Origin of the sequence: Jiella soli, from assembly GCF_020615385.1 — a bacterium.
Lineage (GTDB): Bacteria > Pseudomonadota > Alphaproteobacteria > Rhizobiales > Rhizobiaceae > VKMB-3413.
In genome coordinates this window covers 25,777-39,139 of sequence record NZ_JAJAVB010000013.1, presented here as the reverse complement: position 1 = coordinate 39,139, position 13,363 = coordinate 25,777, and the positions used below count along the sequence as shown (strand labels likewise).

At 68.1% G+C, this 13,363-nt stretch carries 15 protein-coding genes; 9 read left to right on the top strand and 6 right to left on the bottom strand.

What is annotated here, in order from left to right:
* Positions 1 to 4: 4 nt before the first annotated feature.
* From LH400_RS07405 to LH400_RS07395, 3 genes are all read left to right on the top strand, one after another.
* The gene (locus LH400_RS07405; RefSeq protein WP_229152035.1) at positions 5 to 478 is read left to right on the top strand and encodes a GNAT family N-acetyltransferase; all 474 of its coding nucleotides are present in this window, start codon (positions 5 to 7) and stop codon (positions 476 to 478) included.
* Positions 479 to 553: 75 nt separating this feature from the next.
* Positions 554 to 1,396, top strand: a complete 843-nt coding sequence (fghA, locus tag LH400_RS07400) for an S-formylglutathione hydrolase (protein WP_229152034.1) — start codon at positions 554 to 556, stop codon at positions 1,394 to 1,396.
* Positions 1,397 to 1,607: 211 nt separating this feature from the next.
* A complete protein-coding gene (locus tag LH400_RS07395) occupies positions 1,608 to 2,654 on the top strand; it encodes a zinc-dependent alcohol dehydrogenase family protein (RefSeq protein ID WP_229152033.1) in 1,047 nt (348 codons plus the stop codon).
* Between the two features lie 21 nt (positions 2,655 to 2,675).
* Here LH400_RS07395 and LH400_RS07390 read toward each other — a convergent pair whose 3' ends face one another.
* Positions 2,676 to 3,596 (bottom strand): LysR family transcriptional regulator, encoded by a 921-nt coding sequence (locus tag LH400_RS07390; protein ID WP_229152032.1) that lies wholly within the window; start codon positions 3,594 to 3,596, stop codon positions 2,676 to 2,678.
* 101 nt (positions 3,597 to 3,697) lie between these two features.
* Between LH400_RS07390 and LH400_RS07385 the strand changes: the two genes are divergently transcribed.
* A complete protein-coding gene (locus LH400_RS07385) occupies positions 3,698 to 4,714 on the top strand; it encodes an NADP-dependent oxidoreductase (protein ID WP_229152031.1) in 1,017 nt (338 codons plus the stop codon).
* 26 nt (positions 4,715 to 4,740) lie between these two features.
* Entirely contained in the window at positions 4,741 to 5,043 is a 303-nt protein-coding gene (locus LH400_RS07380) for a putative quinol monooxygenase (protein WP_229152030.1), read from the top strand.
* Positions 5,044 to 5,064: 21 nt separating this feature from the next.
* On the opposite strand, the gene metW is transcribed toward LH400_RS07380, so the two are convergent.
* Positions 5,065 to 5,718 carry a methionine biosynthesis protein MetW gene (gene metW, locus LH400_RS07375; protein WP_229152029.1) on the bottom strand — a complete coding sequence of 218 codons (654 nt, stop codon included), beginning with the start codon at positions 5,716 to 5,718 and terminating at the stop codon, positions 5,065 to 5,067.
* On the bottom strand, positions 5,715 to 6,902 hold the full coding sequence (gene metX / locus LH400_RS07370) for a homoserine O-acetyltransferase MetX (protein ID WP_229152028.1): 1,188 nt from the start codon (positions 6,900 to 6,902) through the stop codon (positions 5,715 to 5,717). The genes metW and metX overlap by 4 nt, the downstream gene beginning before the upstream one ends.
* Positions 6,903 to 7,102: 200 nt before the next feature.
* Here metX and pheA point away from each other — a divergent pair, with 200 nt between their 5' ends.
* From pheA to LH400_RS07355, 3 genes are all read left to right on the top strand, one after another.
* Positions 7,103 to 7,897, top strand: coding sequence for a chorismate mutase (gene pheA, locus LH400_RS07365; protein ID WP_229152027.1), 795 nt, complete (start codon positions 7,103 to 7,105; stop codon positions 7,895 to 7,897).
* 70 nt (positions 7,898 to 7,967) lie between these two features.
* A complete protein-coding gene (hisC, locus tag LH400_RS07360; RefSeq protein ID WP_229152026.1) occupies positions 7,968 to 9,065 on the top strand; it encodes a histidinol-phosphate transaminase in 1,098 nt (365 codons plus the stop codon).
* Positions 9,062 to 10,000, top strand: coding sequence for a prephenate/arogenate dehydrogenase family protein (locus tag LH400_RS07355; protein WP_229152025.1), 939 nt, complete (start codon positions 9,062 to 9,064; stop codon positions 9,998 to 10,000). Before hisC ends, LH400_RS07355 begins: the two co-directional genes overlap by 4 nt.
* Before the next feature lie 34 nt (positions 10,001 to 10,034).
* Here LH400_RS07355 and LH400_RS07350 read toward each other — a convergent pair whose 3' ends face one another.
* A complete protein-coding gene (locus LH400_RS07350; protein ID WP_229152024.1) occupies positions 10,035 to 10,406 on the bottom strand; it encodes a hypothetical protein in 372 nt (123 codons plus the stop codon).
* 325 nt (positions 10,407 to 10,731) lie between these two features.
* Positions 10,732 to 11,751 carry a DUF2125 domain-containing protein gene (locus LH400_RS07345; protein WP_229152023.1) on the bottom strand — a complete coding sequence of 340 codons (1,020 nt, stop codon included), beginning with the start codon at positions 11,749 to 11,751 and terminating at the stop codon, positions 10,732 to 10,734.
* Between the two features lie 126 nt (positions 11,752 to 11,877).
* On the opposite strand from LH400_RS07345, the gene LH400_RS07340 reads away from it, so the two are divergent.
* Positions 11,878 to 12,390 (top strand): gamma-glutamylcyclotransferase, encoded by a 513-nt coding sequence (locus tag LH400_RS07340; protein WP_229152022.1) that lies wholly within the window; start codon positions 11,878 to 11,880, stop codon positions 12,388 to 12,390.
* Positions 12,391 to 12,450: 60 nt separating this feature from the next.
* On the opposite strand, the gene LH400_RS07335 is transcribed toward LH400_RS07340, so the two are convergent.
* On the bottom strand, positions 12,451 to 13,245 hold the full coding sequence (locus LH400_RS07335; protein ID WP_229152021.1) for a lysophospholipid acyltransferase family protein: 795 nt from the start codon (positions 13,243 to 13,245) through the stop codon (positions 12,451 to 12,453).
* Between the last annotated feature and the right edge of the window lie 118 nt (positions 13,246 to 13,363).

Below are 13,363 nucleotides of genomic sequence, written 5' to 3'. Positions count from 1 at the left end.
CGGCATGACGGACAAGGCCGAAGGCGCATGGCGCTGGAGCGCCTTCGAGGACCTCTCCGGGCGGGAGGTCCACGACCTCCTTCGCCTGCGCATGGACGTCTTCGTCGTCGAGCAGGCCTGCGCCTTCGCCGAGATCGACGGCAAGGATCCGGGCGCGATCCATCTTCGCCGCCTCGTTGGCGGCGAACTCGCCGGCTGCCTGCGCGTATTCGCCCCATCGGCCCCGGACTTCCGGGTCAGGATCGGACGGATCGCCACGGCCGCGAGGCATCGCGGCGGCGGGCTCGGCCACGAGCTAATGGCGGAGGCGCTGCGGCTGTGCGCCGAGCGCTTTCAGGGCGCCGCGATCGACCTGTCGGCGCAGGCTCATCTCGCCGGCTTCTACGGCCGGCACGGCTTCCTGCCGGTCTCGGACATCTATCTCGAAGACGGCATTCCGCATCTCGACATGCGCCGTCCGCCAGAAACTCCGGCATAGGCGCATCCGCAAGCCCCGCCCTTTCTCCTTTCCTCGGAGCGGCGCGGCCGGCACCAATTTGATGGAGGACCGAAAATGTCTCTCGAAACCGCTTCCACTAACAAGTCCCATGGCGGCATCCAGGGCGTCTACAAGCACCCCTCGAAGGAGACCGGCACCGACATGACCTTCTCGGTCTTCGTGCCGCCGCACGAGCCGGGCGCGAAGCTGCCGGTCGTCTGGTATCTCTCCGGCCTCACCTGCACCCATGCCAACGTCACCGAAAAGGGTGAATACCGGCGCCTCTGCGCCGAGCTCGGCCTGATCTTCGTGGCACCCGACACCTCGCCGCGCGGCGAAGGCGTGCCGGACGATGCCGAGGGTGCCTACGACTTCGGCCTGGGAGCCGGCTTCTATGTCGATGCGACGCAGGAGCCCTTCGCCAGGAACTACCGCATGTGGTCCTATGTCACCGAGGAACTGCCGGCGCTCGTTGCGGCAGAATTTCCCGCCGACATGAGCCGCCAGTCGATCATGGGCCATTCCATGGGCGGCCATGGCGCGCTGACCATCGGCCTGACCTTCCCGGACCGCTACAAGGCGGTCTCCGCCTTTTCGCCGATCGTCGCGCCGAGCCAGGTGCCGTGGGGCGAGAAGGCCCTGCCCGGCTATCTCGGCGACGACAAGGCGGCCTGGCGCCGCCACGATGCGGTCGCGCTGATCGAGGATGGCGCGAGGGTCGACGCGCTGCTCGTCGACCAGGGCACGGCCGACAATTTCCTCGAGGGCCAGCTGAAGCCGGAGCTGCTGGAAAAGGCCTGCCAGGGCGCCGGGATCGCCCTGACCCTCAACATGCGCGAGGGCTACGACCACAGCTACTATTTCATCTCCAGCTTCATGGAAGAGCAGTTGAAGTGGCATAAGGCGCGGCTGGGCTGAGCGGGTAAAGGACGGCGGGATCGCGGGCCATATGGCCTGCGGTCCGGCCGGGCTGCCTTGAATTGCCCGCAGGTGTCGCGAGGATTGCGGCAAACGGCGCTCCGGTCCGGCGAAATCCGATGTTGTTCGTACGGATCGGAAATCCCGTTTCGTCGGGACCGCCGGTCCGCGGCATCCGGCCACGCGCCGAACCGAAAGAGGAAGCCAGCTGATGCGGGCCGTGCTTATCGAGAAATTCCGGACGCCGCCGACGCTCGTTTCGGTCGACGATCCCGCGCCGACGCCCGGGGGATGCGTGATCAAGGTCGAGGCGACCGGCGTCTGCCGGAGCGACTGGCACGGCTGGATGGGCCACGACGCGGACATCGTCCTGCCGCACGTGCCCGGCCATGAACTCGCCGGCGTGATCGCCGCGGTGGGCGGCCATGTCCGCCGCTGGAAGGTCGGCGACCGCGTCACGGTGCCCTTCGTCGGCGGCTGCGGGTCCTGTCCCGAATGCCATGCCGGCGACCAGCAGGTCTGCCGCAACCAGTTCCAGCCGGGCTTCACCCATTGGGGCTCCTTCGCCGAATATGTCGCGATCGAAGGCGCGGACCTCAACCTCGTCGCCCTGCCCGACGAGATGGACTTCGCGACGGCCGCGAGCCTCGGCTGCCGCTTCGCCACCTCCTTCCGCGCCGTCGTCGACCAGGGCCGCGCGTCGGCCGGCGAGTGGGTCGCGGTCCATGGCTGCGGCGGCGTCGGCCTGTCGGCGATCATGATCGCGACTGCCGTCGGCGCGAACGTCGTCGCCATCGACATCTCGAACGAGAAGCTCGCGCTGGCGAGGGAGTTGGGCGCCGTTGCCACGATCAACGCCACCACGGCGCCGGACGTCGTCGGGGCGGTGATGGAGGCCACGGACGGCGGCGCGCATGTGTCGCTCGACGCGCTCGGCCATTCGGCGACCTGCGCCAATTCGATTCTGAACCTGCGCCGCCGCGGCCGGCACGTCCAGGTCGGCCTGATGCTGGGCGAGCATAGCCGGCCGGAGCTTCCGATGGGCAAGGTCATCGCCCACGAGCTGGAGATCTACGGAAGCCACGGGATGCAGGCGCATCGCTACGGCGCCATGCTGGACATGGTCCGCTCGGGAAAACTCGACCCGAAACGCCTCGTGGGCGCCCGGATCGGCCTCGACCAGGCCCCGGCCGCCCTCATGGAGATGGACCGCTTCCAGGCCGTCGGCGCGACCGTGATTACCGAATTCGGCCATTGAGGGAAGCGGACGACGGGGCCCCTATGCACCCGCCGTCGATTTCATCCGCTCCACGAAGAGCCCCTGCAGCATCGTCAGGAACGCGCGAACGGCAGGGTTTGAGCGGCGGCTCTCGGGCCAGAGGGCGGTGATGTTGTTCCGCTCGACGGCGAATTCGGTAAGCACCGGGACCAGCTCGCACCGGGCGACGTAAGGCGCCGCGAGGAACGGCGCGACCATTCCGATGCCGCCACCGGCTGCGAGGATCGCGACGAGCGCATCGCTTGCATCGGTCGTCACGCCTGACGACGGCGTGATCTCCCGCACGCGGCCCGCGATCTGGAACGGCCAGCGCAAGCTCTGGCCGGTGCTCTGATAGCGCAGGACGACGGTCTCATGCCCGGCAAGGTCGTCCGGATGTTGGGGCGTGCCGCGCCTCGCGAGATAGGCCGGCGACGCGAAGCAGGAGAGCCGGTGCGGGGCAAGTCGGCGCGACAGGAGCCGCGAGTCGGAGAGTTCGCCGATCCGCACCGCGACGTCGATCCCCTCCTCGACGATGTCGACGATCCGGTCGCTCAGCCTGAGATCGACCGTCACGTTCGGATGGAGCGCGCGAAAGGCCGGCAGCGCCGGCGCGATCACATGGACGCCGATCGGCAGCGACGTCGCGATCCGCAGGGGCCCGGACGGTTCTCCACGCGCTGCCGTGGCGACCTGTCCGATCTCCTCCGCGTCGCGCAGCAGCCTCACCGCACGCTCGTGGAGATCGCGCCCCTCCGCAGTGAGGGTCAGCGAGCGGGTCGTCCGGGTGAAGAGCGGCACGCCGAGTTGCGTCTCCAGCCGCTGGACGCTTTTGCTGACCGCCGAGGGCGAGATCGACAGGGACCGCGCGGCGGCGGTGAAACTGCCCAGCGAGCCGGCCCGCGCAAAGGCGATCAGGCCGGTCAGCCGCTCCAATGCCATTTGTTCCTTCATGGCATCAGTGAAGCGCCGCTCGCCCCAATAATCAATCGGACGTCATAGCCTTACCTTCCGGCGAGCCTGATGAACGAAGGGAACTCGCCATGATCGACACGATGAAAGCTGTCCGCCTGCACGCATTCGGCGGGCCGGAGGTGCTTCGCTACGAGGATGCCCCGATGCCGGAGCCTCACCCCGGTGAGGTGCTGGTGCGGGTCCATGCGATCGGCCTCAACCCGCCCGACTGGTATCTGCGCGACGGCTTCCGCTCGCTGCCGCCGGAGTGGCAACCGCACCCCCGCTTCCCGCTGATCCCCGGCTCGGACATCTCGGGCGTCGTCGAGAGCGTGGGCGAAGGCGTGACCGCATTTGCCGCCGGCGACGCCGTTTATGCGATGGCGCGCTTTCCCGCCGACGTGATGGACGGCGGCAAGGCCTATGCCGAGTATGTGTCGGTGCCGGTCGCCGATCTCGCGCGCAAGCCGGAGCGCATCGACCACGTCCATGCCGGCGCCGCGCCGATGTCGCTGCTGACCGCTTGGCAGTTCCTGATCGATCTCGGGCATGGCAAGCCGAACCCGTTCCAGCCCTTCCGGCACGAGCCCGTGCCGCTTGCCGGCCGGACGGTGCTCGTCAATGGCGCCGGAGGAGGCGTCGGGCACTTGGCCGTCCAGCTGGCCAAATGGCGGGGAGCCCGAGTGATCGCGGTGGCGTCGGGCAAGCACGAGGCCCTCATGCGCGACCTCGGGGCCGACCAATTCATCGACTACACCAGTACGGCGGCAGAGGCGGTCGTGCGCGACGTGGATCTGGTGCTCGATACGGTCGGCGGCAGGAAGACGGCGCGTTTCCTCTCCGTGCTGAAGCGTGGCGGAGCCCTCTTTCCCGTCTTCCCCCTGGGATTCGATGCACAGGACGAGGCCGACCGTCTCGGCGTCACCGTGTCGACGACACAGGTCCGCTCCAGCGGCGCACAACTGGCCGAAGCCGCCCGCCTGCTCGATGACGGGACTGTCCGCGTGGTGATCGACAGCACCTACCCCCTCACAGAGGCGGCGCGCGCCCATGAGCGCGCGGAGAGCGGCAGCATTCAGGGCAAGATCGTCCTCACCGCCGCATGACCGGCCATGTCGAGAAGGACGCGGCCATGCTGATCGTGAACGGATACATCCATCTCGCGCCATCGGATGTGGGGCAGTTCGTCGCCGACATGGCGACGTTCGCCCGCACGACGCGAGCCCGCGACGGATGTCTGTTCTACGCCGTCGCGCCCGACGATCCGAGCACCGGGCGGATGCTCGTGGCCGAGCGATGGCGGGATCAGGCAGCGCTCGACGCCCACCTTTCGGCCTACGACACCATTGCGTTCGTGGAGCGGTGGCAGGGCCGGATGAGGAGCGGTCTCGCCAAGTTCGACGCCGGGAACGAGCGGGTCCTGACTGCGGCGTAGAAGGGTCGACGGGCCCCGCCCCTATCGCCGCAGCACGAACACCGCCTGCTGGCCGAACAGGTTCCAGAACCACCAGGGCATCTTCATGCCCATCTTCTGGCCGGTCGCGTTGATCGCGATCGCCGTCTCGACCGTCGCGCCGAGTTCCTCTGCGAGCGCGATGAAGTCGCGAATGGTGCAGAAATGGATGTTCGGCGTGTCGTACCAGGCGTGCGTGAGATTGCTCGTCACCGGCATCTGGCCGCGCAGGCCGAGCCAGTAGCGGATCGACCAATGGCCGAAGTTCGGGAAGGAGATGATCGCGTGGCGCCCGATCCGCAGGAGTTCGGACAGCACCGTCTTCGGATTGCGCGTCGCCTGGATGGTCTGCGACAGGATCACGAAGTCGAAGGCATCGTCCGGGTAGTGGACGAGGTCGCGGTCGGCGTCGCCCTGGATCACCGACAGGCCGCGCGCCACGCATTCGTTGACGCCGACCTGGCTGAGCTCGACGCCGCGCCCGTCGACCTGGCGGCGGCGCTCGAGGAGATCGAGCAGCGCGCCGTCGCCGCAGCCGATGTCGAGCACCCGGCTGCCGGGCGTCACGAGGTCGGCGATGAGGTCGAGGTCGACACGCGCCGAAGCGCTCGCGGCCACCGTCTCGGTGGTGGGGACCGGGGCGTCCGCGACCGTCATCGCGCAAGTCCCCGCGCCCTGGCCGCGGAGGAGACGAACCCGTCGATCGCGGCGAAGAACTCCGGCTCGCGGAGCAGGAAGGCGTCGTGGCCGCGATCGGTCTCGATCTCGACGAAGGAGACCGAGGCCGCCGCCGCGTTCAACGCATGGACCACGGCGCGGTTCTCCTCGGTCGGGAACAGCCAGTCGGAGGAGAAGGAGACAAGGCAGAAGCGCGTCTTCGATCCCTGGAAGGCCTTGGCGAGACTGCCGTCGTAGTCGGCTGCGATGTCGAAATAATCCATCGCCCGGGTCATGTAGAGATAGGAATTGGCGTCGAAGCGGTCGACGAAGGTCATGCCCTGGTGGCGCAGATAGCTCTCGATCTGGAAGTCGGCGTCGAAGCCGAAGCCGAGCGTCTCGCGGTCCTGCAAATTGCGGCCGAACTTGCGATGCAGCGCGGCCTCCGAGAGATAGGTGACATGCGCCGTCATCCTTGCGACCGCGAGCCCCTTCGACGGGCGCTTGCCGAGCGCGATGTAGCGGCCGCCGCACCAGTCGGGATCGGCCATCACCGCCTGGCGGCCGACCTCGTGGAAGGCGATGTTCTGCGAGGAGTGGCGCGCGCCGGTGGCGATCGGCAGGGCGGCGAAGACTTTGTCGGGATAGCTCACCGTCCATTGCAGGACCTGCATGCCGCCCATCGAGCCGCCGATGACGGCGAACAGCGTGTCGATGCCGAGCCGTTCGACCAGCATCTTCTGTGCCCGCACCATGTCGCGGATGGTGATCACCGGCAGGTCGAGGCCGTAGGGCTCGCCGGTCTTCGGGCTGATCGAGGCCGGACCAGTCGAGCCCATGCATCCGCCGATGACGTTCGAGCAGATGACGAAGTACTTCTCCGTATCGATCGGTTTGCCCTCGCCGATGAGCGAGGACCACCAGCCGGGCTTGCCGGTGACGGGCGACTGGCTTGCGGCGTAGTGGTCGCCGGTGAGGGCATGGCAGACGAGGATGGCGTTGGATTTGTCGGCGTTGAGCGTGCCGTAGGTGTTGTAGGCGATCTGGAACGGCGAGAGGTCGATACCCGCATCGAGATGCAGCGGCTCGTTCTCGGCGAACAGGGCGACCGGGCTCGTCGGCTCGAAGGCCTCCCGGCTTCCGGCAGCATGCGCGAGGTCTGTGCGGAGTGGGTCAGCGGTCATCGGCTCTGGAACATCGCGTTTGGCGGGCATCGAGGCGGCGGCTTGCGGGAACGCCGCCCAGGCAGCATCCGTGGCGCACAGATACGCGCCCGATGTCCTCGCGGCAATGTTTGACGCCCGCTTCGCCTTCAACAGGACTTTGCCAAGCGTGGCGGCAGCCGCTAGAAGCCGGCCGAAACGAAGGAGGGGGAACGCCTGTCATGAACGCGCCGACGAAGGCCGATCCGTCGCGGCTCCTGGAACTGCGCGCCAAGATCGACGCGATCGACGAGTCCGTGCATCGGCTGCTGATGCAGCGGGCGGAGGTGATCGACGAACTCATCAAGGTGAAGGGGACGGCAAGGAACGGCGCCGCCTTCCGGCCCGGCCGCGAGGCCGACATGATGCGCCGGCTGGCGGACCGCCACCGCGGCCACCTGCCGCTGACGGCGATCGAGCATCTGTGGCGGGAGATTATCTCGACCTTCACGGCGCTGCAGGCGCCGTTCGACGTCCTCGTCGCGGCGGGCGCCGATCCCGTGGCGATGGTGGAGGTCGCCCGCTTCTATTTCGGCTTCTCGGTGCCGATGATGCTTCAGGACACGGCGGCAGACGTCGTCACGGCGATCGAGGAGGGCGGGGACCGGCTCGGCATCCTGCCGATCGGAACGCTCGATCATCCCTGGTGGCAGGGATTGAGAAGCGCTCACGTCGTCGCTCGCCTGCCCTTCTTCGAGGCGGCCGACCGTCCCGCCGCGACGCCCTCCCTCGTCGTTGCACCACCCCTTTCCGATCCTGTCCCGCCGGAAATCACCTGCTTCTGCGTCGACGGGCTCAAGACGATGCCGGCCCCGGCCGACGGCGTGACGATCCTCGCCGAAGCCCGCTACGGCACCGACCGTTTCAGCGCGATCGTCGCCAGCGCCGATCCGAAGGCCGATCTCACGAGCCTCGGCGACGGCCTCGACATCCGGCCGATTGGGGGCTATGCGGCACCCTTCCGACCGACCGTGTGAGCCCCTCGACCTCTGCCGTATCAAGGGGCCAGATCAAGGGGCCAGGTCACCAAGCGAGCGAGCAAAGCGGATGAAACCCGTTCCGAACAAGGGAGTGCTTGACATCGAGGCCTATGTGCCGGGCAAGAGCCGGGCACCGGAAGGCATCGAGCTCCACAAGCTCTCGTCGAACGAAACGCCGCTCGGCCCGCCGCCGGCGGCGCGCGAAGCCGCGCTCGGCGCCGCCGCCAGGCTGGAACTCTATCCCGACGGCCAGGCGAGCGCGCTGAAGCAGGCGATCGCCGAGACGCACGCGCTGAACCCGAAGAACATTCTCTGCGGCAACGGCTCGGACGAGCTGCTCGGCCTTCTGTGCCAGTGCTATCTCGCGCCCGGCGACGAGGCGATCCACACCGAGCACGGCTTCCTCGTCTATGCGATCCAGATCCGCGCCCGCGGCGCGACGCCCGTGGTCGCGCCCGAGACGAACGCGACGGCCGATGTCGACGCGATTCTATCGCGCGTGACGGACAAGACCAAGCTCGTCTTCCTCGCCAACCCCAACAATCCGACCGGGACCTATCTGCCCTTCGACGAGGTGCGGCGGCTGCATGCCGGCCTTCCCGGCAACGTCATTCTGGTCCTCGACGCGGCCTATGCCGAATATGTCCGCCGCAACGACTATGGCGCCGGCATCGAGCTCGTCTCGGCGGCCGAAAATGTCGTGATGACGCGGACCTTCTCCAAGATCTACGGCCTCGCCGCGCTCAGGATCGGCTGGATGTACGGCCCGGAAGCGATTGTCGACGCGCTCGACCGGGTGCGCGGGCCGTTCAACCTCAACGCCATGGCGATCGCAGCCGGGGCCGCGGCAATCCGCGACCGCGCCTTCGTCGAGCGGGCGGTCTCCTTCAACGCCGAATGGCTGGAGTGGACGACCAGGGAGCTGGAAGCGCGCGGCCTCGCCGTCACGCCCAGCGTCGGAAACTTCATCCTCATCCATTTCCCCAACGAGCCGGGCAAGGGCGCGGCCGAGGCGGACGCCTTCCTGACCCAGCGCGGCTTCATCCTGAGGCGCGTCGCCGGCTACGGCTTCCCGAACGCGCTGCGCATGTCGATCGGCAGCGAGGCGGCCAATCGCGGCGTCGTCGCGGCGCTCGACGAATTCCTGAGCGGCAGGGCAGCATGACGGATCCCCTCTTCAAGCGGGTCGCGCTGATCGGCATCGGCCTGATCGGCTCCTCGCTCGCGCACAACATCCGGGCGCACAAGCTCGCCGGACACATCGCCATCTCCACGCGAAGGTCCGAGACGCTGGCGCGCGCCGAGGAGCTCGGGCTCGGCGACAGCTATCATCTCGAGGCTGCCGAGGCGGTGAAGGATGCCGATCTCGTCATCCTCTGCGTGCCCGTCGGATCCTGCGGCGCGGTCACCAAGGAGATCGCGCTCGCCCTGATGGCCGGCGCGATCGTCTCCGACGTCGGCTCGGTGAAGGGCTCGGTGATCCAGCAGATGCGCCCGCATCTGCCGGACAGCGTGCATTTCGTCCCCGCCCATCCGATCGCCGGTACCGAACAGTCTGGTCCGGACGCCGGCTTCCTCGAACTCTTCGAGAACCGCTGGTGCATCCTGACTCCCGTCGAGGGCACCGACCCGGAGGCGACGGAGCGCCTCAGGCGCTTCTGGGAGGCCTGCGGCTCGACCGTCGAGACCATGACGGCCGAGCACCACGATCTGGTGCTGGCGATCGTCTCCCACGTTCCGCATCTCATCGCCTACAACATCGTCGGCACCGCCGCCGACCTCGAAACGGTAACGCAGCAGGAAGTCGTCAAGTTCTCGGCGTCCGGCTTCCGCGACTTCACCCGCATCGCGGCCTCCGACCCGACGATGTGGCGCGACGTGTTCCTGACCAATCGTGACGCGGTTCTGGAAATGCTCGCGCGCTTTTCCGAGGACCTCGCCTCGCTGCAGAGGGCAATCCGCTGGGGCGACGGCGACGCGTTGTTCGACCTCTTCACCCGCACGCGCGCGATCCGGCGCGGGATCGTCGAGGCCGGCCAGGATACCGCGAAGCCCGATTTCGGCCGCGACCATACGCGGGCGCCGGCCGGCAAGTCCTAGCGGCGGGCTCGAAGCCGGCCGCCCGCAAGAGAAATCAGGCTGCTATTGCGGCGATGAAGCCATGGCGGCCGGTTCTACCCAGCTCCGACCATGCGCCGCGCGCCTCCTCGAGGCGCGCAAGCGCCGAGCGGCCCGGCCCGGACGCCGGCCCGAAATTCATGCCCTCGGCGAGAAGGTCGTCCGCCTGACCTGCGCATGCGGCTTGCTGATCCGCCAGTGTCAGAGCCTCCATCCTGCCGAAGCCGGCTTGCCGACGCATGAAGCGCCACAGCCGCAATTCGCGCCGGATCCGCCCGATTCGCCAAATGCAGTAGATCAACATCGCCCGCCCTCCAGCCTCAGCCCCCTGCCCGGTGTCACCCGGCCCGGTGTCCAGATGCCGTCGCCGCGTTCGCGGCAGGACCATCTCAGACCCCGGTCCCCTTCGGAGGCCATTCCCGGCATCGTCGCGAGGCGCGAACACCCCGCCGATGGGACCATCCCTAGCTCCGGATTATTCCGGATGCTGTGATCTATGTCACAGCGCGCACCACAGATGCGTCGAGGGAAGAAGTGGAAGAGCGAGAGCGGAACGCGGAGCGGTCCGGGCGCCGGCCGGTGCAATGCCCCTGCCGGAGCATGACCGGCCCTGCCGCAGGCATGATGGGACCGCGCGGACAGTCTCTCGGGACCGGTACCTCCGGCCGTGGCTGGCGCGCCGGCCGCGGGAACGGGATGCGCCGAAAAGGCGCTTATCGAAGCGGCGGCAGCGGTCCGATGGGAACGATGCCCGCCGACAGCATGCCGTCGCGCGCGGCAATGTCGATCACCGTCTTGCCGCCACGCGGACGGCCGATGAACGGCACAGCGGAGGCGACCGTCTTGGCGATGGAGGCAAATTGCGGCGCGGCCTGGCCGATCAGCGCGGCGATCTCCTCCGGCCGGTCGACCATGAGCTTGAAGTCGCCGGAGAGCCGACCATCGGCGCCGAACGAGAACTGACCGGAGAGTTCGGCGCTGGCCGATCCCGCCTTGACGAGGAGCGAGCGCAGCGTGACCTCGCGTCCGCTCATCATCTGGCGCGGCGACTGGCCTCGGGCCCGTCCCGTCAGCCAGTCGGCGGCACCGCCGATGGTCAGGTCGCTCGCCGTGTCGATCGACGGAAAACTGGGGGCTCCGGGCGCGACGATCTTGGCGCCTCGGACCGTCAGGGCGAGATCGAGATCGTCTCCGCGGCGCCGGGCATGGGTCTCGGTCGAAGCCGCCTCGACCAGCGGCTGGCGCGCCGCCGCCGGTTCGGCCAGCGCGACGACGGGACTGTTCGCGACGAAGGCGAAATGGTCGAGCCCTTGCGTCCAGAAGGTCGCGCTCGCCTGGGCGAGCCCCCAGCGCAGATCGAGCGGCGGCGCATCGGCGGTATCGACGATCAGCGGACCGTCGAGTTCGGCCACGACCTTGTTCGGCTGGTAGATCTGGGCGGCCGAGCGAAACGCCCCGGCGGTGGCGCGCATGCGGCTGCCGTCGCCATCGAGCGAGACCGCGTCGCAGCGGATGCCGAGCCGGAAGGGAAATCCGAACACCTCGCGATTGGGACATTCGATATCCGTCCCGTTCGCCCGCGCAACGGCGATGGCGCGGGTCACCCGGGCATCGAGCTGCCCCGCGAGATAGTACCAGGCGCCGGAAAGCCCGGCCGCCAGGAGCACGACCGTGGCGACGACGCCGAGATAGGCGCGGCGGGTTCTCCTGCGGCTATCGCTTGACGGGGCCATGGCATTTTCCTCTTTTGCGTCGTCCGGCCGGAACGAATCACGGCCCGGACAAGACGACGCCGGGGCTGAGTTCGCAAGGTGTCTTTTCATGATGGCGAAACCGAGCCGCGGGGCTTTCCGAGAGTGATGAGCGATCTTTGGGTGTTCGGATACGGGTCGCTGATCTGGCGCCCGGGCTTCGACCATGTCGAGCGGGCGCAGGCCCGTCTCGCAGGCTACCACCGCTCGCTCTGCGTCCACTCGCATGTCCATCGCGGCACGCCGGAGCGTCCGGGACTGGTCTTCGGGCTCGACCGCGGCGGCTCCTGCGTCGGCATGGCGTTCCGCGTCGAGGCTGGGAACGCCGATGAGGCGATCGCCTATCTGAGAGCCCGCGAACTCGTCACCCATGTCTATCGCGAGATGCGAGTGCCGGTGCGGCTGAAGGACGGCCGTCTCGTGCGGGCACTCACCTATGTCGTCGACCGCGGCCATTCCCAATATGCCGGCCGGATCGGCCCGGCCGATGCCGCCAGGATCGTGTCGCGCGCGCACGGCCACTCGGGACCGAATGTCGACTATGTCGTCAGCGCCCTGCAGCATATCCATGAGATGGGCCTCAAGGATTCCTGGCTCGAGGACGTCGTCGCGCGGCTGTGAGGGCTGCTTGCGTCGGGCATGGCCGATGCGGGCGCGGGTGCGCTGCAGGTGCGGGGCGGCTCACGCCGCAGGGGCGTCCCTGCCGCCCGACAGGCGGTCGCGGACGGCGTCATCGATCGGCAGCGTCGGATCATACTCGACAGCCTCACGCAACAAATCGGTCGAAGACGTCTCGATGCCCCCGCGCAGCCTGCCGAGAAAGGCCTGGCGCGCAAGCCCCGGCGCGATCGGGTCGAGGATCGCCGCCCGGATCGTCCCGGGATGGCGCAGGAAGGACCGGCGCGGCCAGAATACGCCCGAGTTCAGCGCCACCGGCACCACGGGCAGGCCGAGCGCCTCGTAGAGCCGATAGACGCCCTGGCGGTATTCCACCTCGTCTCCCGGCAGGGTCCGCGTACCCTCGGGAAAGATCACGATCTGGCGGCCTTCGGCGACCGCCGCGTGCGCCCCCTCGATCATCGAGGCGATGACCCCGCCGCGCCTGGCGCGATCGATGGGAATCATCTTCATCCGCGAGGCGAAGGCGCCGAAAATCGGCACCCGCATCAGCTCCTTCTTCAGGATGAAGGTCGGCTTCTCGAGCTCCGGCAGAAGCGCGAAGACGTCCCAATAGGACTGATGCTTGGAGGCGACGATGACCGGACCCGCGGGAATGTTCTGCCGGCCGACGACCTCCGAGCTTACGCCGGCGAGATGCCGCAGCAGCCAGAGACTCGAGCGCGCCCAGTTCTTGACGATCCGCCAGGCTCGTTCCTCCGAGACGAAGAAGAAGACCGGGGCGAAGACGATCAGCTGGAGCGTCAGATTGAGATAGAAGGCGAGGTTGAAGGCGAGCGAACGGAGAAGACGGGTCATCGACACATAAGGGACCGATTGCAGGCGGCCTGTGGCCTAGCGAGCCGGCGCGGCTCCCCCTGCCGTTTACGGGACGAGGTTCCAGAAAGCGAGAGCCCCGTCACGACGTCCGTTCCTC

Excerpts from the sequence above, each read along its gene's own strand:
- LH400_RS07405 (WP_229152035.1), top strand. The coding sequence starts at position 5 with ATGACGGACAAGGCCGAAGGCGCATGGCGCTGGAGCGCCTTCGAGGAC.
- fghA (WP_229152034.1), top strand. The coding sequence starts at position 554 with ATGTCTCTCGAAACCGCTTCCACTAACAAGTCCCATGGCGGCATCCAG.
- LH400_RS07395 (WP_229152033.1), top strand. The coding sequence starts at position 1,608 with ATGCGGGCCGTGCTTATCGAGAAATTCCGGACGCCGCCGACGCTCGTT.
- LH400_RS07390 (WP_229152032.1), bottom strand. The coding sequence starts at position 3,596 with ATGGCATTGGAGCGGCTGACCGGCCTGATCGCCTTTGCGCGGGCCGGC.
- LH400_RS07385 (WP_229152031.1), top strand. The coding sequence starts at position 3,698 with ATGATCGACACGATGAAAGCTGTCCGCCTGCACGCATTCGGCGGGCCG.
- LH400_RS07380 (WP_229152030.1), top strand. The coding sequence starts at position 4,741 with ATGCTGATCGTGAACGGATACATCCATCTCGCGCCATCGGATGTGGGG.
- metW (WP_229152029.1), bottom strand. The coding sequence starts at position 5,718 with ATGACGGTCGCGGACGCCCCGGTCCCCACCACCGAGACGGTGGCCGCG.
- metX (WP_229152028.1), bottom strand. The coding sequence starts at position 6,902 with ATGACCGCTGACCCACTCCGCACAGACCTCGCGCATGCTGCCGGAAGC.
- pheA (WP_229152027.1), top strand. The coding sequence starts at position 7,103 with ATGAACGCGCCGACGAAGGCCGATCCGTCGCGGCTCCTGGAACTGCGC.
- hisC (WP_229152026.1), top strand. The coding sequence starts at position 7,968 with ATGAAACCCGTTCCGAACAAGGGAGTGCTTGACATCGAGGCCTATGTG.
- LH400_RS07355 (WP_229152025.1), top strand. The coding sequence starts at position 9,062 with ATGACGGATCCCCTCTTCAAGCGGGTCGCGCTGATCGGCATCGGCCTG.
- LH400_RS07350 (WP_229152024.1), bottom strand. The coding sequence starts at position 10,406 with ATGGTCCTGCCGCGAACGCGGCGACGGCATCTGGACACCGGGCCGGGT.
- LH400_RS07345 (WP_229152023.1), bottom strand. The coding sequence starts at position 11,751 with ATGGCCCCGTCAAGCGATAGCCGCAGGAGAACCCGCCGCGCCTATCTC.
- LH400_RS07340 (WP_229152022.1), top strand. The coding sequence starts at position 11,878 with ATGAGCGATCTTTGGGTGTTCGGATACGGGTCGCTGATCTGGCGCCCG.
- LH400_RS07335 (WP_229152021.1), bottom strand. The coding sequence starts at position 13,245 with ATGACCCGTCTTCTCCGTTCGCTCGCCTTCAACCTCGCCTTCTATCTC.